Annotated in this window: 19 protein-coding genes; 8 read left to right on the top strand and 11 right to left on the bottom strand. The window is 69.0% G+C overall.

Annotated features, from left to right (window positions below):
* Positions 1-59 precede the first annotated feature (59 nt).
* Both E0H92_RS17760 and E0H92_RS17755 read left to right on the top strand, forming a co-directional pair.
* Entirely contained in the window at positions 60-731 is a 672-nt protein-coding gene (locus E0H92_RS17760) for a DUF2848 domain-containing protein (protein ID WP_131462542.1), read from the top strand.
* A 3-nt stretch (positions 732-734) separates the two neighbouring features.
* The gene (locus E0H92_RS17755) at positions 735-1,064 is read left to right on the top strand and encodes a cupin domain-containing protein (RefSeq protein WP_131462543.1); all 330 of its coding nucleotides are present in this window, start codon (positions 735-737) and stop codon (positions 1,062-1,064) included.
* Here E0H92_RS17755 and E0H92_RS17750 read toward each other — a convergent pair.
* Positions 1,053-2,549, bottom strand: coding sequence for a leucyl aminopeptidase (locus E0H92_RS17750; RefSeq protein ID WP_131462544.1), 1,497 nt, complete (start codon positions 2,547-2,549; stop codon positions 1,053-1,055). The two genes, E0H92_RS17755 and E0H92_RS17750, sit on opposite strands and share 12 nt — an antisense overlap.
* A 97-nt stretch (positions 2,550-2,646) precedes the next feature.
* Here E0H92_RS17750 and gcvT point away from each other — a divergent pair, with 97 nt between their 5' ends.
* The 6 genes from gcvT (at position 2,647) to E0H92_RS17720 (ending at position 10,244) form a co-directional block, all read left to right on the top strand.
* Positions 2,647-3,759, top strand: a complete 1,113-nt coding sequence (gene gcvT, locus E0H92_RS17745; protein WP_131496975.1) for a glycine cleavage system aminomethyltransferase GcvT — start codon at positions 2,647-2,649, stop codon at positions 3,757-3,759.
* Between the two features lie 351 nt (positions 3,760-4,110).
* Positions 4,111-5,118 carry an ABC transporter permease gene (locus E0H92_RS17740; protein ID WP_131289131.1) on the top strand — a complete coding sequence of 336 codons (1,008 nt, stop codon included), beginning with the start codon at positions 4,111-4,113 and terminating at the stop codon, positions 5,116-5,118.
* A gap of 41 nt (positions 5,119-5,159) precedes the next feature.
* Positions 5,160-6,917 (top strand): ABC transporter substrate-binding protein, encoded by a 1,758-nt coding sequence (locus E0H92_RS17735; protein ID WP_131462546.1) that lies wholly within the window; start codon positions 5,160-5,162, stop codon positions 6,915-6,917.
* Between the two features lie 97 nt (positions 6,918-7,014).
* Complete coding sequence (locus E0H92_RS17730; protein ID WP_131289127.1) at positions 7,015-8,007, top strand: ABC transporter permease; 993 nt, start codon at positions 7,015-7,017, stop codon at positions 8,005-8,007.
* Complete coding sequence (locus E0H92_RS17725) at positions 8,004-9,182, top strand: ABC transporter ATP-binding protein (RefSeq protein ID WP_131462547.1); 1,179 nt, start codon at positions 8,004-8,006, stop codon at positions 9,180-9,182. Before E0H92_RS17730 ends, E0H92_RS17725 begins: the two co-directional genes overlap by 4 nt.
* Before the next feature lie 18 nt (positions 9,183-9,200).
* Positions 9,201-10,244, top strand: coding sequence for an ABC transporter ATP-binding protein (locus E0H92_RS17720; RefSeq protein ID WP_131462548.1), 1,044 nt, complete (start codon positions 9,201-9,203; stop codon positions 10,242-10,244).
* A gap of 56 nt (positions 10,245-10,300) precedes the next feature.
* Here E0H92_RS17720 and E0H92_RS17715 read toward each other — a convergent pair whose 3' ends face one another.
* From E0H92_RS17715 to E0H92_RS17670, 10 genes are all read right to left on the bottom strand, one after another.
* Entirely contained in the window at positions 10,301-11,602 is a 1,302-nt protein-coding gene (locus tag E0H92_RS17715; protein WP_131462549.1) for a sugar ABC transporter permease, read from the bottom strand.
* Positions 11,599-12,414, bottom strand: coding sequence for an ATP-binding cassette domain-containing protein (locus tag E0H92_RS17710; RefSeq protein WP_131462550.1), 816 nt, complete (start codon positions 12,412-12,414; stop codon positions 11,599-11,601). Before E0H92_RS17710 ends, E0H92_RS17715 begins: the two co-directional genes overlap by 4 nt.
* A gap of 127 nt (positions 12,415-12,541) precedes the next feature.
* Complete coding sequence (locus E0H92_RS17705; RefSeq protein ID WP_131462551.1) at positions 12,542-13,618, bottom strand: substrate-binding domain-containing protein; 1,077 nt, start codon at positions 13,616-13,618, stop codon at positions 12,542-12,544.
* A gap of 80 nt (positions 13,619-13,698) precedes the next feature.
* Positions 13,699-14,874 (bottom strand): ROK family transcriptional regulator, encoded by a 1,176-nt coding sequence (locus E0H92_RS17700; RefSeq protein ID WP_131496974.1) that lies wholly within the window; start codon positions 14,872-14,874, stop codon positions 13,699-13,701.
* Between the two features lie 80 nt (positions 14,875-14,954).
* Positions 14,955-15,761, bottom strand: coding sequence for an adenosylcobinamide-GDP ribazoletransferase (locus E0H92_RS17695; RefSeq protein ID WP_131496973.1), 807 nt, complete (start codon positions 15,759-15,761; stop codon positions 14,955-14,957).
* The gene (locus E0H92_RS17690) at positions 15,758-16,285 is read right to left on the bottom strand and encodes a bifunctional adenosylcobinamide kinase/adenosylcobinamide-phosphate guanylyltransferase (protein ID WP_131462554.1); all 528 of its coding nucleotides are present in this window, start codon (positions 16,283-16,285) and stop codon (positions 15,758-15,760) included. The genes E0H92_RS17695 and E0H92_RS17690 overlap by 4 nt, the downstream gene beginning before the upstream one ends.
* Positions 16,278-17,045: an ECF transporter S component family protein gene (locus E0H92_RS17685; protein ID WP_238173474.1), complete on the bottom strand. Its 768-nt coding sequence runs from the start codon at positions 17,043-17,045 to the stop codon at positions 16,278-16,280. The genes E0H92_RS17690 and E0H92_RS17685 overlap by 8 nt, the downstream gene beginning before the upstream one ends.
* Positions 17,046-17,131: 86 nt before the next feature.
* The gene (locus E0H92_RS17680) at positions 17,132-18,742 is read right to left on the bottom strand and encodes an ABC transporter ATP-binding protein (RefSeq protein ID WP_131496971.1); all 1,611 of its coding nucleotides are present in this window, start codon (positions 18,740-18,742) and stop codon (positions 17,132-17,134) included.
* The gene (locus E0H92_RS17675) at positions 18,739-19,824 is read right to left on the bottom strand and encodes an energy-coupling factor transporter transmembrane component T (RefSeq protein WP_131496970.1); all 1,086 of its coding nucleotides are present in this window, start codon (positions 19,822-19,824) and stop codon (positions 18,739-18,741) included. Before E0H92_RS17675 ends, E0H92_RS17680 begins: the two co-directional genes overlap by 4 nt.
* The gene (locus E0H92_RS17670) at positions 19,825-20,532 is read right to left on the bottom strand and encodes an SCO2322 family protein (protein ID WP_131496969.1); all 708 of its coding nucleotides are present in this window, start codon (positions 20,530-20,532) and stop codon (positions 19,825-19,827) included. It lies immediately after the preceding gene.
* Between the last annotated feature and the right edge of the window lie 205 nt (positions 20,533-20,737).

Here is a 20,737-nt window from a genome sequence, read left to right as displayed (position 1 = left end):
ACTCGTTGTATACGACGTGTTCACGCAAGCGCTGATTCAAGAAAATCTGGAGGAGCCCGATGACGATGCGGTTCACCTTGCCCGACGGGAGCGAGCGGGCGGTCACCGTCCGCTATGCGCTGAACGCGGGCTACGCCGGCCGTGACACCGCGCAGGTTCAGCACCACGTGGACGAGCTGGCCGAGCTCGGCGTACCGGCTCCGCGCCGCATCCCGACGCTTTACCCGCTGTCCGCGTCACTCGTCGGGCGGCCGGAGGTCGTGCAGGTCGCCCACGCCAAGACGTCCGGTGAGGCGGAGTGGGCGCTGGTGGTCGGCGAGGACGACGTCCTGCTCACGGCAGCGTGCGATCACACGGACCGGGCGCTCGAGGTCCATGGCGTTGCCTGGAGCAAGCAATCCGCGCCGGACCTGCTCGGTGACGTCGCCTGGCCGCTCAGCGAGATCGAGGACGAACTCGACCGGTTCACCTTGAAGGCGTGGGTCCGGCACGGGGATGTCGAGACGCTGATCCAGGACGGGACACTGGCGCAGTTGCTGCCGCCGTCGTACTGGATCGAGGAGCTGGGGGAGCGGATCGTTCCGGGCACCGTGCTGCTCAGCGGGACGATCCCGATGATCCCGGGCGTCGACCAGTTCGCCGACGCGTGGCGGGTGGAGCTGACCGACCCGCGCGGTCTGACCAGCCGCGTCGTGTACTCGATCGAGCAGCTCGCGCCGGCCTGGGACTGACCGATGAAGGACGAGCGGGAGTTCTTCGCCACTGGTGAGGTCCAGTGGGCCGACGCGGGCAGCGGAATCTCGGAGCGTGTGCTGAGCCGGGATCCCGACGGCACGTTGACACGGGTGGCGCGGTGGGCGCCCGGCACGGTGTCAGGGGACGCGGTGATCCGGCACGAGTACGTCGAAGAGGTCTACCTGCTCGAGGGTGAGCTGACCGATCTCACCCTCGACCAGACGTTCCGCCCCGGCGACTACGCCTGCCGGCCGCCGGGGATGCCGCACGGTCCCTATCGCACCGGGACCGGCTGCACCATGCTGGAGATTCGGTACTCAGCTCGCTGACGCGGCGAGCTCGACCAGGGTGCGGACGGCGTAGCCGGTGCCGCCGGTCGGGATGTAGCCGGAGGGGCCGCCGTCGTTGAAGGCGGGGCCGGCGACGTCCAGGTGCACCCAGTCGATGCCGTCAGCAACGAAGTCGCCGAGGAAGGCGGCCGCCGCCAGGGCGCCGCCCCAGGGCTCGCCGGTGATGTTCGCCAGGTCGGCGACCTTCGAGTGCGACTTCAGCTTGTCGAGCATCTCGGCCGGGATCGGCAGCGGCCACATCGACTCGCCCGCCGCGACCGCCGCGTCCACCACCCGGTCGCGGGCCGTGTCGGTGTTCCCGAACGCGCCCGCCACCTTGGTGCCGAGGGCAACGACACAGGCGCCGGTCAGGGTGGCCACGTCGATGATCAGGTCGGGCTGGTCCGCGGATGCCCGGACCAGGGCGTCACCGAGCACCAGGCGGCCCTCGGCGTCGGTGTTCAGCACCTCGACGGTCTTGCCGCCGTACATCGTCAGCACGTCGGACGGCCGGGCCGCCGAACCCGACGGCATGTTCTCGGCCATCGCGGCGTACGACGTCACCTGGACCGGCAGGCCGAGCCGGGCGATGGCGATCGTCGCGCCGATCACCGCGGCGGCGCCGGCCATGTCGGACTTCATGCTCACCATGCCGGTCGACGTCTTCAGCGACAGGCCGCCGGAGTCGAAAGTGATGCCCTTGCCGACGAATGCGAGGTGCGTAACCGGCTTCCGAGGGGTGTAGGTCAGCCGGACCAGCCGCGGCGGGTTGCTCGAGCCCTGGCCGACGCCGAGGATGCCGCCGTACCCGCCCTTGGCGAGTGCCTTCTCGTCGAGCACCTCGACCTTGACGCCGTACTCCTTGCCGAGCTTCACCGCGTCGGCCGCGAACTCGGCCGGGTGCAGGTCCGACGGCGGCGTGTTGACCCAGTCGCGGACCTGCGCGACGGCCTCCGCGGTCACCTGGGCGCGCTCGAGGGCGGCCTTGGCGTCCTTGTTCCGGGCCAGGTCGGTGAGCACGGTCAGGTTGCCGGGCGCGTCGTTCGCGCCGTCCGACGACTTGTACGCCGTGAACGCGTAGCGACCCATCAACGCGCCCTCGGCCACCGCGCGCACGCACTCGGCGTCCGGAGTCGGCAACGCGAACGCGACGGACTGAGAGATCTTGGCGGCCCGCACACCCGTGCCGGCCGCGGTCCGCAGGTCCTCGGTCTTCAGCTCGCCGTCCGGGGCGGCGCCGAGACCGACCGCGATCAGGGTGGCCGACTTGCCGGGGTTGGGACCGGGCACCTTCGTCACCTCGCCGGCCTTGCCGGTGGCGCCGAGACCGGACAGCACCTCCACCAGCTTCCCGCCGTACGCGGCGTTCAGCGATTCGGTGCCGGCCGGCAGGGTGACACCGCCGCCGCTCTTGACCACGCCGATGACCACGGCGTCGCTCTTGACGCCGGCGGCATCTGACTTGCTCAGGGTGATGGTGGTCACGAAATCCTCAGTCCTCCTTGACCGGCGGGCAGACAGCCGGTCGTCACGGTACGTGCGAGCTGCCTCCGCATGCTACGCGTCCGGTAGTTTGCGCTCCATGACCCCGTCATCTTCGCAGTCGCCTGTTCTGAAGAAGTCCCCGTTGCACGAGCGCCATGTCGCGCTCGGCGCCAAGTTCGCCGAGTTCGGCGGCTGGGAGATGCCCCTGGAGTATTCCGGCGTCGTGGCCGAGCACACCGCGGTGCGTACGTCGGTCGGCGTCTTCGACGTCAGCCATCTCGGCAAGGCGACCGTCAAGGGTCCGGGCGCCGCGGCGTACGTGAACGCGTGCCTGACCAACGATCTCGGCAAGATCGCTCCCGGCCAGGCGCAGTACACGCTGTGCTGCAACGAGAACGGGGGAGTGGTCGACGACCTGATCGCCTACCTGCACGCCGACGACGACGTGTTCCTGATCCCGAACGCCGCCAACACCGCCGAGGTGGTGCGCCTGCTCCAGGCCGGCGCACCCGAGGGCGTCGAGGTGACGAACGTCCACGACGACTACGCGATCCTCGCGGTGCAGGGCGCGAACAGCGACGAGGTGGTGTCCGCGATCGGCCTGCCGACGGGTCACGACTACATGTCCTTCGCGACGGCCGACTTCGGCGGTACGCCGGTGGTCGTGTGCCGCACCGGCTACACGGGTGAGCGCGGCTTCGAGCTCGTCGTACCGAACGCCGCCGCGGTGGCGGTGTTCGACGCGCTGCTGACGGCCGGCGAGCAGTACGGCATCGTCCCGGCCGGACTGGGCGCGCGGGACACGCTGCGGACCGAGATGGGGTACCCGCTGCACGGTCAGGACATCGCGCCGGACATCACGCCCGTCCAGGCACGGTCGGGCTGGGCCGTCGGCTGGAAGAAGGAGCACTTCTGGGGCGACGCGGCCCTGCGCGCCGAGAAGGAGCGCGGACCGGCCCGGATCCTGCGCGGCCTGCGGGCCGCCGGACGGGGTATTCCGCGGCCGCATATGGCGGTTCTGGATCAATCCGGTGCGGCGCTGGGTGAAGTCACCTCCGGGACGTTCTCGCCGACGCTCAAGAAAGGTATTGCGTTGGCACTGCTGGACGCGTCGGTGAAAGAAGGCGATCAGGTAACCGTCGACATCCGGGGGCGCGGGGAAACCTTCGACGTCGTCAAACCGCCCTTCGTGACGGTTCACGTGCGCTGACCCCGTTCCGCGACCGAACGTCGAGAATCGTTACCGTCCGTAATATCCTGGCACAAAATGGCCACTGTCGGTACTGTGCCGACGCGTTTCGCAAGGACTCAACTGCGGACGGTGACCAAACGGGGTAATTATCCCGTTCGAGTACCGGTTCCGGTAACGATTTGTTTACCGCTGCCGGGCACTGCTGGTTTGGTGTCACCGCGTCGGGCAGGCTAGCGCCCGGCTCGGACGGAATCGCTTGTCAAGGCGATTTGACCAGGGCCCTCAAGAGAGCAAAGGTCGGCACGCCATCCACCGATGTGTGCCGGATCCGCGGACCGAAATCCGGCCGACTGAACTGACGGAGTGCGAATGAGTATTGGGTCGCCCGACTCGACCGTAGGGGTCGAAGATCACCCGGCCTCTGCGGAGCCGGCCCGCACGGCCGCCACTCCGCACGGCAAGTCGCCGAGCCGGATCGCCTTCGACCGGCTCCGCAAGGACAGGGTCGCGGTGATCTGCGCGTCGATCGTGCTGTTCTTCGTCCTGGTCGCGATCTTCGCGCCGCTGCTGTCCAAGCTCGAGGGCCAGGACATCAGCACCTTCAACACCCAGCAGATCGACGAGTTCGGCTACCCGACGATCGGCATCACCGCGGACCACTGGTTCGGCATCGAGCCGAAGACCGGCCGGGACAACTTCGCCCGCTGGGTGTACGGCGCCCGCCCGTCGCTGATCATCGCGTTCCTGGCGACCGTGGTCGGCACCGCGATCGGCGTCGTGATGGGTCTGCTGGCCGGCTTCCTCGGCGGCTGGGTGGACCGGATCATCTCCTGGCTGATCGACTTCGTGCTCAGCCTGCCGTTCCTGCTGTTCGCGATCGCGCTGGTCCCGATCGTCGAGTCGCTGCGCGGCGGGTCGTTCAACCTGTCGCCGGAGGACCAGGCGAACATCCGGTTCTACGTGCTGATCTTCGTCCTCGCGTTCTTCGGCTGGGCGGGCCTGGCCCGGATCATCCGCGGCGAGGTGCTCTCGCTGCGCGAGCGTGAGTTCGTGCTCGCCGCGAAGGCGATCGGTGTGCCGACCTGGCAGGTCCTGTTCAAGGAGCTGCTGCCCAACCTGGTGGCCCCGATCGTGATCTCGGCCTCGCTGGCCGTCCCGGCGTACGTGACCGCGGAGGCCGGGCTCTCGTTCCTCGGCGTCGGACTGGTCGAGCCGAAGCCCTCGTGGGGCCAGACGATCGCCGTCGCCACCAACTGGTACAAGGCCGACCCGCTCTACCTGTGGCTGCCGGTCATCGGGATCACCGCTCTGGTGCTCGCGCTGGCCCTGCTCGGAGACGCGATCCGGGACGCCTTCGACCCCAAGACTCGCCGGTAGTACGGCGATTGCCCCAGCGGCAGAAAAGGAGAAACCCGACCATGCAGTGGAAACGGATAACCGCGGTCGCGGCGACGGTCATGCTGACCGCCGTGGCCTGTGGCAGCCCGTCCTCGAACAGCGGCAGCAAGGGCGGCACCGACGCGGTGGGAGGCGCCCAGGTCAAGGCGACGGACCCCACTGCGAAAGGCCCGGCCCCTGACGTCGAGGGCGCGAAGAAGGGCGGGACGATCACCGTCCTGTCCGACGTGACGCCCTCCGGCTTCGACCCGACCGACACGTACTACGTGGACGGCAACGCGATCGAGAAGCTGTACTTCCGCGCGCTGACCCAGTTCCGCCTCGACGGCCCGGACAAGAAGCCGGTGCTGGTACCGGACCTGGCCGAGGACCTCGGCACCAAGTCCGACGACGGCCTGACCTGGACCTTCAAGCTCAAGCAGGGCATCAAGTACCAGGACGGTACGCCGGTCAAGGCCGAGGACTACGCGTACGCGATCAAGCGGTCCTTCGCGCACACGCTGTACGAGAACGGCCCGACGTACCAGATGGACTACTTCCTGGACGGACAGACCTACAAGGGTCCGTACGTCGCCGGGGGCGACGTCTACAAGGGCGTCGAGACGCCGGACGACCACACCCTGGTCATCAAGCTGGCGAAGAAGTTCGACGACCTGCCGTTCTACGCGGCGTTCCCGCTCTTCGCGCCGATGCCGAAGGCGAAGGACACCCAGAAGAACTACGAGCAGCACCCGATGTCGACCGGCCCGTACATGGTCCAGTCCTACAACCCGGGCAGCGAGCTCAAGCTGGTGAAGAACCCGAGCTGGGACCCGAACACCGACCCGGTGCGGCACCAGTACGTCGACGGCTGGGACTTCAAGTTCGGTCAGGACACCATCAAGGCGCAGCGCCAGGTGCTGGTCAGCTCCGGCCCGGACGCCAACGCGGTGAACTACTCGAACCTGGACACCACGCTGCTGCCCGAGGTCAAGGACCAGGCGCAGCTGATCACCGGTCAGTCGCCGTGCACGAACATGTACACGATGGACACCCAGAAGATCCCGCTGGACGTCCGCAAGCTGATCGCCAAGGCGTACCCGTACAACTCGTGGCGCAAGGTCGCCGGTCTGAACCCGACCACCGACCCGCCCGCGTCGACGATCCTGCCGCCGGCCGTCCCGGGCTACGAGAAGTACGAGCTGCCGGGCCTGAACGGCACCGGTAACGGCGCCGAGGACGACGCGGTCGCCAAGGAGGTCAAGGACGAGCTGGCCAAGATCGGCAAGTCGAACTTCGAGCTCAGCTGGTACTACTCGATCGACGACAAGATCTCGACCCAGGCCAACCAGCTGCGCAAGCAGGTCTTCGAGAAGGCCGGCTTCAAGGTCAAGGCGATCGGTGTCCCGAAGGCCAACATCCGTAAGTTCACGGGTGCGCCGGACGCTCCGGTCAACATCGGCCGTACCCCGGCCGGCTGGTGCTCCGACTGGCCGAGCGCCACGAGCTGGTTCCCGGTGCTGTTCACGTCCGCAGCGGTCGCGGCGGGTAACAGCGTCGGTCAGCTGAAGGACCCGGAGCTGGACAAGCAGATCGAGGCGATCCAGGCCAAGACTCCGGACGAGCAGCTGAAGGAGTGGCCGAAGATCGACAAGGAGATCATGGAGAAGTACCTCCCGGTCCTGCCGCTCTACTACAGCTCGAGCAACATGCCGGTCGGCAAGAACATCGGCGGTGCGGTGAACGACCCGACCCAGGGTGTGTTCGAGTTCACCTCGATGTTCCTGAAGCAGCCCTGACCGACGTCCGTTCTGAAGCAGTACTGATCCACTGAGGGTGGCGTGGTGCCCGGACCACAAGTCCGGGCATCACGCCGATCGGTGAGGAGATAATCCCGTGCTCTATTTCGTGGCGCGCCGCTTGGTCAGCGCGCTCAGTGTGGTGCTGGCAACGTTGATCGCGACGTTCGCGCTGTTCTTCATCGCGCCGACCGATCCGGCCGCCGCCATCTGCGGTGAGCGCAACTGCACGCAGCAGCGCTATGAGGAGATCACGAAGAACCTGAACCTCGACCGGCCGAAGGTCGAGCAGTTCGCTGACTACACGATCGGGATCTTCGCCGGCCGCGACTTCACCACGTCCGGTGTCACGCAGCACTGCGCGGCGCCCTGCCTCGGCTTCTCGTTCAAGAACGACCGGCCGGTCACGGAGCTGATCGGCTCCAGGTTCCCGGTGACGCTGTCGCTGGTGCTCGGGTACGCCGTCCTGGTCCTGACGATCGGTGTGTTCGTCGGATCGATGGCCGCGAAGAGACGCGGGAGCCTCGGCGACCGGGCGTTGATGACCAGCACGCTGGTGGTCAGCTCGGTGCCCTACTACATCGTGGCGCTGATGGTCGCGCTGTACCTGACCATCGTCTACCCGATCCTGCCGCGGGGTGAGTGGACACCGCCCTCGGAGAACTTCGGGAAGTTCATCGCCGGCCTGCTGACTCCCTGGCTGGTGCTGGGCATCTACAACTGCACGTCCTACGCGCGGTACTCCCGCGGCTCCATGGTCGAGACGCTGAGCGAGGACTACATCCGGACCGCACGGGCCAAGGGCCTGTCCGACCGGGTGGTCACCTACAAGCACGCACTCCGCTCCGGGCTGATCCCGGTCGTGACGATCTTCGGTCTGGACATCGCCGGCAGCCTCGGCGGCGCGATCTTCACCGAGCGGATCTTCGACCTCCCCGGGCTCGGGCAGCTGGTGCTGGACAGCCTGAACAACTACGACCTGCCCGTGATCATGGGCACCGTGCTGGTCGCCTCGGTGATCATCGTCGCGATGAACTTCCTGGTGGACATCGGCTACAGCCTGATCGACCCGCGAGTGAGGCTGTCGTGAGCACTCCCGCCCCCGAAGACCGCGCCGAAGACCGCGCCCCCGAAGACAAGAAGGACAGCATGGCCGAGAGTGCAGCTGGTCCTGTGGACGCCAAGCGCGGCCCGTCGGTCGCCACCCGGGAACGCCGGCAGGGTTCGATCAACCCCAGCGGCGAGACGCCGTACCTGGTGGTCGAGGACCTGGCCGTGAAGTTTCCCACCGCCGACGGTCTGGTGAGCGCCGTGAACGGACTGAGCTACTCGGTCCCGCTCGGCCGCACGCTGGCCATCGTCGGCGAGTCCGGCTCCGGCAAGTCGGTGTCGAGTATGGCCGTGATGGGCCTGCACGACCGCAAGCGGACCCGGATCACCGGCTCGATCCGGCTGGGCGGCGACGAACTCGTCGGCCTGTCCGAGAACGACCTGATGAAGATCCGCGGCGACGCGATGTCGATGGTGTTCCAGGACCCGCAGTCCTCGCTGCACCCGCTGTACACGATCGGCAACCAGCTGGTCGAGGCGTACCGGGTGCACCACAAGGTCTCCAAGGACGTGGCGAAGAAGCGGGCGCTGGAGATGCTCGACCTGGTCGGGATCCCGAACCCGCCGCGCCGGTTCTCGCAGTACCCGCACGAGTTCTCCGGCGGTATGCGGCAGCGCGCGATGATCGCGATGAGCCTGATCAACGACCCGAAGCTGGTGATCGCCGACGAGCCGACCACCGCGCTGGACGTGACCGTGCAGGCGCAGATCCTGGACCTGCTGAACAACCTGCAGAAGGAGTTCGGCTCCGCGATCGTGCTGATCACCCACGACCTCGGGGTGGTCGCCGAGATGGCCGACGACGTCCTGGTGATGTACGCCGGGCGCTGTGTCGAGTACGGCACCGCCGAGGACGTCCTGGCGAACCCGCGGATGCCGTACACCTGGGGTCTGCTCGAGTCGATCCCGACCGTTTCCGCGGCCAACGAGCGGCTGCGCCCGATCAAGGGCCTGCCGCCGAGCCTGCTGAACCTGCCGGACGGCTGCTCGTTCAGCGCTCGCTGCCCGTACGTCGAGCGCGTCAAGGGTGAGCTCTGCACCACCCAGCTGCCGGACCTGCTGCCGGTGGACGGCGCCGGTGCCCATACGTCCCGTTGTCACTTGCACGACAAGGCCTCGATCTATGAGGCCGAGGTCGCGCCGAGACTGGGCTGACGAGGGGACTGAGGAGCTATGAGCGAAACCAAGAACGACACCCCGCGCGACACACTGTTGCAGGTCCGCGACCTGAAGATGCACTTCCCGATCAAGGAGGCCGCCGGTCTCGGCCGCACCAAGAAGGTCGTGCAGGCCGTCGACGGCGTCTCCTTCGAGCTGAAGGCCGGCGCCAGTCTCGGTCTGGTCGGCGAGTCCGGTTGCGGTAAGTCGACCACCGGCCGGATGATCACCCGGCTGCTGACCCCGACGTCCGGCGAGATCGTGTTCAAGGGCACGGACATCGCGCAGCTGAAGGAGCGGGACCTGCGGCCGTTCCGCCGCCAGTTGCAGATCGTCTTCCAGGACCCGTACAGCTCGCTGAACCCGCGGCAGACGGTCAGCAACATCATCAGCACGCCGCTGCGCGTGCACAACCTGGTCAAGAAGGGGCAGGAGCTCGCGCGGGTCCAGGAACTGCTGGAGCGCGTCGGCCTGAATCCGGAGCACCACAACCGGTACCCGAACGAGTTCTCCGGCGGTCAGCGGCAGCGGATCGGGATCGCCCGGGCGCTCGCGGTGGAGCCCGAGGTGATCATCGCCGACGAGCCGGTGTCCGCGCTCGACGTGTCGATCCAGGCCCAGGTGATGAACCTGCTCGAGGACCTGCGCAAGGACCTCGGGATCGCGTTCGTGTTCATCGCGCACGACCTCGGCGTGGTCCGGCACTTCTGTGACGAGGTCGCGGTGATGTACCTCGGCAAGATCGTCGAGCAGGGCAGCCGGGACCAGATCTACAACGCGCCGCAGCACCCGTACACGCAGGCGCTGCTGTCGGCGGCGCCGGACCTGGGCACCATCCGGGGCGTCCCGCCGAAGGAGCGGATCCGGCTGGTCGGCGACGTACCTTCGCCGATCGACCCGCCGAGCGGCTGCCGGTTCCGGACCCGCTGCTGGAAGGCGGAGGACATCTGCGCCACCCAGGAGCCGCTGCTGGAGATCAAGCCGCAGTCGACGCCGGGCCACACGGCCGCCTGCCACTTCGCGGAGCCGAAGGTCGACCTGATCGCCGAAACCGCGTAAGAGCCGAGAAAGCCCCCGTCAACGGCGACGGGGGCTTTCTTGCGTCTGGCAACGGTTCAGGCGCGGCCGTGGGCCTGGCGGCTGCGGCGGCTGAGCGAGTCGATCGTGACCGCGATCAGCAGCACGCCCGCGGTGACGATGTAGCGGACGTTGGAGTCCAGGCTGAGCAGCGCGAGACCGTTGGAGATCGAGGTGATCACCAATGCGCCGAGCAGCGCCGAGTACGCCGAACCGCGGCCGCCGAACAGGCTGGTGCCGCCGATCACGGCGGACGCGATCGCGTTCAGGTTGACGTCCGTGCCGCCGCTGGCCTGCCCGACCGCGACCAGCCGCGCCGCCGCGAGGATGCCGCCCACCGCGGCGAACGTGGTGCAGGCCGCGAACACCGACAGGTAGATCATCCGGACGTTGATACCGGCCCGGCGCGCCGCCTCGACGTTGCCGCCGACGGCGAAGACCGAGCGGCCCCAGCGCGTCCGGCGTACGGCGAGGTCCGTGATCACGACCAGTGCGAGGAAGAGCAGGAACATCGACGAGACGCCCCGGTCGCCGTTGAGGACCGCGACCGGGATCAGCAGCACGATCGCGAGACCGCCGGCCTTGATCGCGATCACCGAGTTCGGCGCCGCGGAGAGACCGGCCGCGGCGCGGGCGGTCCGGCCCTGCCAACGGCTCAGCGCATAGGCGGCGACGACCAGGGCGACCAGCGCGTAGGCCATCGCGGGGGAGAGGAAGCTCCGCGTGGCGAAGCCGACCAGTGCGGAATCGTACGGCAGGTTGATCGTGCCGTCCTTGCCGAGCACCAGCAGCTGCAGCCCGAGGAACCCGAGCAGACCGGCGAGCGTGATGACGAAGCTCGGTACGCCGAAGCGGGTGTAGAGCAGGCCGTAGAACAGGCCGATCAGTACGCCGAGGGCGATGGCGGCGACGAGCGACAGCACGATCGGCCAGCCCTGGTTGACGAACGTGACGCCGACGACCGCAGCCGCCACGCCGCTGACCGAGCCGACCGAGAGGTCGATCTCACCGAGCAGCAGGACCAGGACGATGCCGAGGGCAATCACTCCGACGGACGTGGTCTGCAGTGTCAGGTTCACCAGGTTGCGGCTGGACAGGAACGAGCTGTTCGCGACCTGGAAGACCGCCCAGATGATGACCAGGCCGACGACCACCGGGACCGAGCCGAGGTCGCCGGACCGGAGCCGGGCGGTGAAGGCGCCGACCGCGCCGCTGATCCCGTGCCCGGCGATCAGCCGTTCGTCCTGGAGATCGGCCGGCAGCTGGGCCGCACCGTTCTCCTCGGGCGTCGCCGTCGTACTGATGTCCTGGGGTCGGGTCCCCGATCCTTGGAGACTCATGTGGCCGGTCCCTCTTCCTTGCTCCGGCGCGCGGCGCGCTCGGAGACCGCGTTGTCGGTGGCGCCGGTGATGGCGGCGATGATGTCCTGCGTCCGGGTCTCGCTGACCACGAAGACGCCGTTGTTGCGGCCGAGACGGAGTACGGCGACCCGGTCGGCGACCGCCATCACGTCGGCCATGTTGTGGCTGATCAGGATCACCGCGAGACCGCGTTCGCGGAGCCGCTCGACCAGGTTGAGGACCTCGGCGGTCTGAGCTACGCCGAGGGCCGCGGTCGGCTCGTCCAGCATCACGACCTTGGGCCGGCCGAGCAGGCTGCGCGCGATCGCGACGGTCTGCCGCTGGCCGCCGGACAGGCTGGCGACCGGGATCCGGACCGACGGGATCTTCGCGGACAGCTGCCGGAGCAGCTCCCAGGACGAGCGTTCCATCTCGACCTCGTCGAGCGCGCCGTTCTTGTGCAGTTCGCGGCCGAGGTACAGGTTCGCGACCACGTCCAGGTTGTCGCACAGCGCCAGGTCCTGGAACACGGTGGCGATGCCGAGCTGCTGCGCCTCGGCCGGGCTGCCGACCCGGACCGGCTTGCCGTCGAACACCATCGACCCGTCGTCGGCGGTGTAGACGCCGGCGATCGTCTTGACCAGCGTCGACTTGCCGGCGCCGTTGTCGCCGACCAGGGCCAGTACCTCACCGGCGCGGACGTCCAGCTCGATGTTCTTGAGGGCCTGGACGGCCCCGAAACGCTTGGAAACCCCCTGCAGCGTCAGCACCGTACCGGCGCCGACGTCGAGGGGAGTCGGGGTAACAGTCACTCGATCAGCCTCCTGAGGCTTATTTCAGGCCATGATCCTCGCCGGGGGCGCGGTTGGGGAGGGGCCCGGCACAGCCCCCCGCACCTCACTGCGGGGGGCTGCGACGAGGGGGCGGGTCAGCGGGCGGCTAGTTGCTGCTCAGGCCTGCGGCGGTGCAGGCGGCCGCGAAGGCGGCGGTGCAGATGTCGGCGACCTTGTAGATGTTGTCCTTGACCACGGTGTCCTTGATGTTGTCCTTGGTCACCGCGACCGGGTCGAGAATCGTCGACGGGACGCCGCTCTTGTCGGTGGTGGACTCGGGCTTGCCGCCGTTCGCCAGCGCCACGGCGCCCTTGGCGGCGGCCTCGGCCTGCGGCTTGACCGCCTTGTAGATGGTCATCGCCTGGTCACCGGCGATGATCCGCTGGATCGCGGCCAGTTCCGAGTCCTGCCCGGTGACCGGCGGCAGCGGCTTCACGCCACCGCCCTTGAGTGCGGCGATCGCACCGCCGGCGGTGCCGTCGTTGGCGGCGTACACGCCGACCAGGCCGTTCTTGATCGCGCTCAGCTGGCCTTCCATCCAGCCCTGCGCCTTGTCCGGGCTCCAGTCCGGGGTGTCGAACTCGGCGGCGATCTTGAAACCGCTGGAGTCCAGCACGCTGTGCGCGCCCTTCTTGAAGTCGGCCGCGTTCGGGTCGGTCGGCGAGCCGTTGATCATCGCGATGTTGCCGGACGTCTTGCCGGCTGCCTTGAGCGCATCCACCAGGGTCTGCGCCTGCAGTTTGCCGACCGCCTCGTTCTCGAACGAGACGTAGTAGTTGGCGTTCTCGATGAACCGGTCGTACGCGACCACCGGGACGCTCTGGGCCTTGGCGGAGGCGACCACCGCGGCGGCGGCCTTGCCGTCGACCGGGTCGAGGACCAGCACGTTCGCGCCCTGGGTGAGCGCGGCCTCGGCCTGCTGCTGTTGCTTCGCGGCGTCCTGGTCGGCGTTGCTGTAGATCAGCTCGCAGTCGCCGCAGGCCGCCTTCAGCGCCTCGGTGAACAGCGGGCGGTCGAGCGCCTCGTACCGGGTGGTCTTCGACTCGGGCAGCAACAGCGCGACCTTTTTCGCGCCGCCTGAGCCGCTGCCCGAGTCGTCGTCCGAGCCACAGGCCACCAGAGAGACGGCGAGGGCCGAGACGGCGAGGCCGAGGCCGACGAGACGTAGTGCTGAGACGGACATATGGCGGCTCCTTGACGTGACGGCCCCGATTGGCCTGCCCGAAGTCAAGCCCTCCAGCGTCTTGGCGTCAAGACTTGAATTCAAGAAATGGAGATATTGGTATGACTCAGCATCGACGCACGGTGGATCGCGCCGACGATGTCGGCGTCGTCGCCGAGCTCGGCCGCCCGGAGTTCGACGGTCGCCGCGGCGCTCGGGATCGCGCACCGGTCCAGCGCCTCGCGGAGCGGGGCGGTGATCAGTTCACCGGCCTCGGCCATCAGGCCGCCGACCACGATCGCCTCCGGGTTCAGCAGGTTCACGACCCCGGCCACGGCCACGCCGACGCGGCGGCCGGCGTCCTCGATCACCCGGCGGCAGCCGAGGTCACCGGCCAGCGCACGGGTCACGATGTCCTTCAGCCGCAGCGGTCCGTGCGACGCGGCCAGGCTGTTGATCAGCGCCCGCGAACCGACGAACGTGTCCAGGCAGCCGCGGTTCCCGCAGCGGCAGATCGGGCCGTTCTCGTCGATCGTCAGGTGCCCGATCTCGCCCGCCGTACCGGTCGAGCCGCGGAACACGTCGCCGTTGATCACGATGCCCGCGCCGACGCCGTACGAGAACTTCAGGTAGCAGCCGTTCCGGACGCCGCGGAGCGCTCCGGCCCGCAGTTCGCCCAGTGCGGCCAGGTTCGCGGTGTTGTCGAGGGCGACCGGGGCGCGCAGGTACCCGGACATCGCCTCGGTCACGTTGACGCCGCGCCACCCGGGCAGGACCGCGTCGGAGCCCGCCTCGCCGCTGACGGAGTCGACCGGCATCGGCAGCCCGAACCCGATCGCGGAGATGTCCTCGACACCGGAGCTGACCGTCTCGGCCAGGTCGGCGAGCAGCCGGGCGGCGCGTTCCATACCCTCGTCGGCGACGTGGTCGGCCTGCAGCGGCATCAGTTGCTGGGCGAGGATCTCGCGGGAGTCGTTCGCGACCGCGACCCGCACGTCGCGCTCGCCGAACGCGACGCCGGCCAGCAGTCCGCCGCCGGACGCGAGCGAGACCAGTACGGCGCGCCGCCCGTTGCGGATGCTGCGGGACAGGCCGACCACGCCGGCCTGGTCGAGCTCCTTGACCATGTTGGACACGGTGGCCGCGGACAGGCCGGAGGCGGCGGCGATCTCGACCTGGGTGAGCGGGCCGTGCTGCCGGACGACGCCGAGAACGCGTGCACGGTTGGCTTCGCGCAGCGAAGCCTGCGAGCCCGGGGCTGGGCGGGTTGCGTTCATTACATAAAGATAACGGATCGCGGGGCACTCACGAGCGCGAGAGTAGACCACCGGGGCGGCGGCGTGGTGGAGGCGAGCGCTCACATGGTCAAGGCGAGAGCCAGAAGGGCGATCGGGAGGGCCAGTTCGACCGTTGCGCCGAGAACGTCGCCGGTGGTGCCGCCGAGAGCTCGGTAAGCGCGGCGGCTGGTGACGAGGCTGGTCGCGACGGCCAGGAGGACGGCGATCGCGGCGCCGATCAGGTGGCTGGCTGTGGTGCCGGTGCTGGTCGACGAGGTCGTGAACCAGGTGAGGCCTACGGCTGCGGCGAGGACGGCGGTGGTGACAGCGACGGCCGTGAGCGGGCGGACGGTGGCGGCGACGATCGTGCCCAGGCCGTCGGGGCGGGCGGCGGGGATCGACGTACGGCAGGACCAGGGGAGGGTGAGGCGGCTCGCGGTGGTGGCGATCAGGAGCGCCTGCCAGCCGAAGTCCGCTTGCAGGCAGGCGGTGAGGGCGGCGACGTCCAGGAGCAGTACGCCGACGATCGCGACGACACCGAACGGGCCGATGTCGCTCTGCTTCATGATCCGCAGCATGGTCTCGCGGTCCCGCCGGCTGCCCAGCGCGTCGGCGAAGTCGGCGAGCCCGTCCAGATGCAGCGCACCTGAAAGACCGGCCACCACCAGCACACCCAGCACCGCCGCCAACAGGTCCGCGTCCGGCTTGACCAGTTGAGCCAGCGCGATCACAGCTGCTGCGATGCCGCCTACGACCGCCCCGACCACCGGAGCGAGCACCATCGCCCGCCCGCCGACGTTTCGATCGACCCGGGACGGCATACCTGCGGGCAGCACGGTGAGAGTGCCGAAGGACAACCGGAGCCCGTCACGCCGCCCGCCCGTCATGTGAGCGGGAGGGTACGTCCGGCTACGGTCCAGAGGACCTGGTCGGAGGTCAGGGAGATGGTGGTGTTGAGGCGGCCCATCAGGTCCCGGAAGAGGCGGGAGCCGGGGTCGGCGGGCACGATGCCCGAGCCGACGTCGTTGCTGACGGCAACCACGCGGCGAGCGGTCGCGGACCAGGCGTCGGCGAGCTCGGTGATCCGCTGCTCGACGAGGCCCGCACGGCTCAGATCGGACCAGACGTCGACGCTGTCCATGGTTCGCGACAGCCACAGCGTGAGGCAGTCGATCAGGAGCGTGGGACCGGGCGACGCGAGCAGCGGTACCAGGTCGATCGTCTCCGCCAGACCCCAGGAGGCCGGCCGGCGGGCCTGGTGCTTCGCGACCCGGTCGGCCCATTCGGCGTCACCGGAGTCCTGTCCGCCGGTGGCGACGTACAGGACGTCGGGCTCCGCGGACAGCAGGCGTTCGGCGGCGACGGACTTGCCGGAGCGGGCTCCGCCGAGGATGAGGGTTCGGTCAGGCATTCGTCCTCCCGGGCTCGAAGACCACCGGCGCCTCGAACGCCGCCTTGCGCGCCGTACGCCGGAACGCGTTCAGGATCGGCCGCCCGAGCACCAGCACCAGCACCGCGCTGAGGATCCCGCGCGGGATGTCCCATCCCAGCGACGTCGCCACCACGAACAGGAAGTACCTGTGCAGGTTGGCGGCCAGCGAGTCGCCCGGGATGAACGAGAAGTCGCTGCCGAACGTCGCGTACGGCCAGAACCAGAGGTTCATGATCACGCCGTACAGCACGCCCGACACCAGGGAGTACGCCGCCAGCAGCGGCAACTCCAACCGCCCGCCGACCCGCGGCAACAGCCCGGCCAGGCACCCGACCCACGCGCACGCGAACATCTGGAACGGCATCCACGGCCCGACCCCGCCGCTGATCAACGCCCCGCCCAGTAACGACACCGCCCCGAGCACGAAGCCGAACCCGGCCCCGAACGCGCGTCCCGCGAGCACCAGCAGGAAGAACCCCGGCTCGAGTCCTGCGGTCCCTGGGCCCAATGCGCGTAGTGCCGCGCCGACCGCGGCGAGCATGCCGACCAGCGAGATCACCTTCGCGTCGATCCCGGCCTCGGACAGCTCCGCGAGGACGACGGCCACGAGCAACGGCAGCAGCAGCACGAACAGCCAGGGCGCGTCCGTGGTGTGACCGATCGCCGACTCACCTGCCTGCGAGGTCTGGAAGAACAACGGCCAGGCGAACGCGAGTACGCCGACCAAAGACGCAACCACCAACGCCACCGTGCTTCGCGGCTTGAGCCGAACTAGGCGGAGGGGCGGGGTGGGCGCCGCGCTGCGGGGCTTGAGCCGGGCGAGGTTCACGAGGCCCGGTCCAACGCCTCGGCGACCTCGCCGACGGTCAGGAACGGCAGCGGGGCCAGGATCTTCGCCACCTGCGGCGCGAACGCCGGCGACCCGGCGATCACCTCGGCCGTCTCGCCGTCACTCACCAGCTCGCCGTCGGCAAGCACCATCACCCGGGTGGCGACTTCGGCGACCATCTCCACGTCATGGGTCGACAGCACCACTGCGTGCCCAGCAGCCGCCAGCTCGCGCAGGATCGCGACCAGCCGCCGCTTGGCGCCGTAGTCGAGCCCTCGGGTCGGCTCGTCCAGCAACAGCAACGGCGGCGCGCCACACAGTACGACGGCCAACGCCAGACACAGCCGTTGTCCCTCGGACAGGTCGCGCGGATGCATGTCCAGAGCCACGTCCGGTGCCAGCCGCTCCAGGAGCGCCCGGCAGCTACCTGCGGGCACCTTGAAGTCGGAGTCCGCGCTGGCGCACTCGTCCGCGACCGTAGCGGCGTACAGCAGGTCCGCGGGCTCTTGCGGGACCAGCCCGACGGCCTTGACCAGTCGCTTCGGCTTGGTACGGCGGGGGTCGACTCCTGCGGTGCTCGCAGTACCAGAACGAGGAGCGATGATGCCGACGAGCGAGTTCAGCAAGGTCGACTTGCCCGCGCCGTTGCGGCCCATCAGCGCGACGATCTCACCGGCCTGGATGCTCAGCGACACGCCCCGGAGTGCAGTGACGGTGCCGTAGCTCACGACGAGATCCTTGCAGTGGGCAAGCTCCGCACCCAGTGGTGCTCCGGTGCGTGCAGGCTGTGGAGCGTTGAGCTGGGAGCGGAGACCTGCCGCAGCACGTCGGGCGTCGCGTACTGACAGGGGGAGCGGTGACCATCCAGCTAGCCGTCCCAGCTCCACGACCGGCGGTGCGACCGGTGCGGTCACCATGCGCTCGGCCGGCAGTCCCGTGGACACAGCGGCGGCACCACCGGGTACTTCGATCACGCGGTCGGCGTACTGGATCACACGCTCCAGCCGGTGCTCGGCCATCACCACAGTGACGCCCAGGTCGTGCACGAGCCGCTGCAGCGCGGCCAGCACCTCCTCGGCCGCCTGCGGGTCCAGCGCCGACGTGGGCTCGTCCAGCACGAGTACGGCGGGATGCGACGTGAGAGCCGCACCGATCGCGGTCCGCTGCCGCTGTCCACCAGACAGCGAAGTCAGAGCACGGTCCCGTACGTCAGCCAGCCCGAGCAGGTCCAAGGTCTCCTCGACGCGCCGCCGCATCACGTCAGGCGCCACACCGAGAGACTCCATGCTGTACGCCAGCTCGTCCTCGACCGTGTCGGTGACGAAGCCAGACATCGGGTCCTGTCCGACCATCCCGACCACGTCGGCGAGATCGCGCGGCCGGTACTCGCGAGTGTCCCGCCCGTCGACCAGCACCCGCCCCGCGAGCCTGCCTCCGGTGAAGTGCGGCACCAGACCGTTGATCGCCCGCAGCAAGGTGGATTTGCCGGACCCGGTCCGCCCGATCACCAGCGCCAACTCGCCCTCGGGCACCGTGAAGCTCACGTCCTGCAGGGCCGGCTCACGCGCCCCGTCGTACGTCACCGTCACCTGGTCGAACTCGATCATGCGACCGCCTTCTTTAACGGTGGTGCGGCGAGTGCGGGCACCAGTCCAACCAGTACGCCGACCACCGGCAGCACCGGTACTGGTGGCACGACCAACGGGCCGGCCAGCAGCAGACCGTTCACGCCACGGACCGCTGCGATCACCATGGCACCCGCGGCCACCGCACCGGCTGCTACGACGAGCCACTCGGGCAGCGCCCACGGATCGGGCCGGTAGCGCGTCCTGCTGACCCGCTGCCGTCCTACAGCCATGGCTGCGACCGCCAGGAGCACACCGGCCGCCAGCGCACCGGCAGCGAATGGGAACGCCATGGCATCGGTCAGCAACGCGTAGACACCCAGCAGGATCCCCAGCAGTCCCAGCAGCACGCAGAGCGCCGTGAGTCGACGCTGAGAACGAGGAGCCTGCGCAGTACGCCCGTAGCCACGGGAGTCCATTGCGGCTGCCAGCTCGACCGACCGGTCCAACGCGCCCTCCAGGACCGGCATGGCCGTCGTACGGAAGGAGGCGCGGGTGCGGCCGCGCAACCGTCGTGCTGCGCGCACCCGGCGGCCGTCCGTCACCAGCTGCGGCGCGAAGGTCAGTGCGACCACGCAGGCGACGCCCATCTCGTAGAGGGCTCCCGGCAACGACTTCAGGAGCCGCCGCGGACTGGCCAGTGCGTTGGCCGCGCCCACGCAGCAGAGCATGACGGCCAGCTGACCACCGTCGTACAGGGCCGTCACCAGTGCCTCCGCCGTGACGTCGCCGCCGAGCTTGACGCCCGCAGCCCAGTCAGGCAACGGGATCTGAGGCAGCGTGAACAGCAGCGTGTTGCCCTGCGAGCGAGTGGACAGCAGTGCCTGCAGGACCACGCGGACAGCGATGACCAGCAGGCCGAGTTTGAGGAACGCAGTGAAGCTGTGTGCCCACGGCGCGTCGCTCCGGCGGGCCGAAACGACGAATCCGGTCACGGCGAGGATCAGGACCAACAGGACCGGATTACGTGTCCTGCTGGCCGCGACTGCCATACAGAGCGCCCACAACCACCAGGCCCCCGGGTGAAGTGCCCGGGGGAGTGTCAGGTGGTTGACGGCGCGCATCTACTGAGCTGCGCTACGCCGGCGGTTCAGGACGAGACCGCCGCCGGCCAGCAGCACGACCACGACGACGGCGATGATGATGCCGGTCCACGGCGTACCACTGCTGTCCGAAGCGGGTGTAGAAGCGGCAGGTGTCGCTGTCGAGCCCACCGCCGCGCCGATCTGCAGCGTGACCGGGGTCTCGCTGGCCGGGACCTTGATGTTCTTCAGCTGATCGCCGCAGCTCTTCGACGGGTAGCCCGCGATACCGCAGGTCAGGCCCTTCTCGATCCGGACCGGTCCGGCCGCGGCGAGTACCTGCGCGCCGGTCGACTTCGGGTCGGTCACGACGCAGGTGCCCTTGGCCTCACCCGGCGTATCGCCGGCGACCGCGTCCTCCGGCGTCCCCGGGTCGACGACGAGCGCGACCCGCTTCTTGCCCGTCTCGGCCGGGGTCTTGCCGCAGATCGCCTCGAAGTCGCCCGCGGCCCGCGGGACCCGGGGCTTGGCGCCGCCGACGGCGAACCGCCAGCCCTCCACGGTTCCGTCGGCCGGGACGAAGGCGTCCGCGCCCTTCTGGGAGAAGGCCCACTGGCCGTTGCTCCACTGGTAGTAGCCCCAGAAGCGGTAGCCGTCTTCCGCCTGTGCGGTGGTGGCGACGGTCCCAGCCAGCAGGAGACCCGCCAGCAGGCTCAGGACCAGTCGTACGGTCCGGCGATATGCAGTCATGGTTGGTCCTCGGTCGGGCCGCAGCCCGGTTGGAGGAGGTCCCGCCTGCACTGGCAGGGTAGGGGCTCCACCCGCGGACCACGGCGGGTAGTTGAGCCTGACTGCCTGCGTCACAGTGTTCCGGCTTGTCACCAAACTGGTGACCTACGGTTGCGGGTCAGCGCCGGACTCGGACCGGCTTCCCTGTGACGCAGGCGTGTGGTTC

The organism is Kribbella speibonae, from assembly GCF_004331375.1.
Lineage (GTDB): Bacteria > Actinomycetota > Actinomycetes > Propionibacteriales > Kribbellaceae > Kribbella > Kribbella sindirgiensis.
Note: the sequence above shows the minus strand (reverse complement) of the source record. Positions and strands in the feature narration are given on the sequence as shown.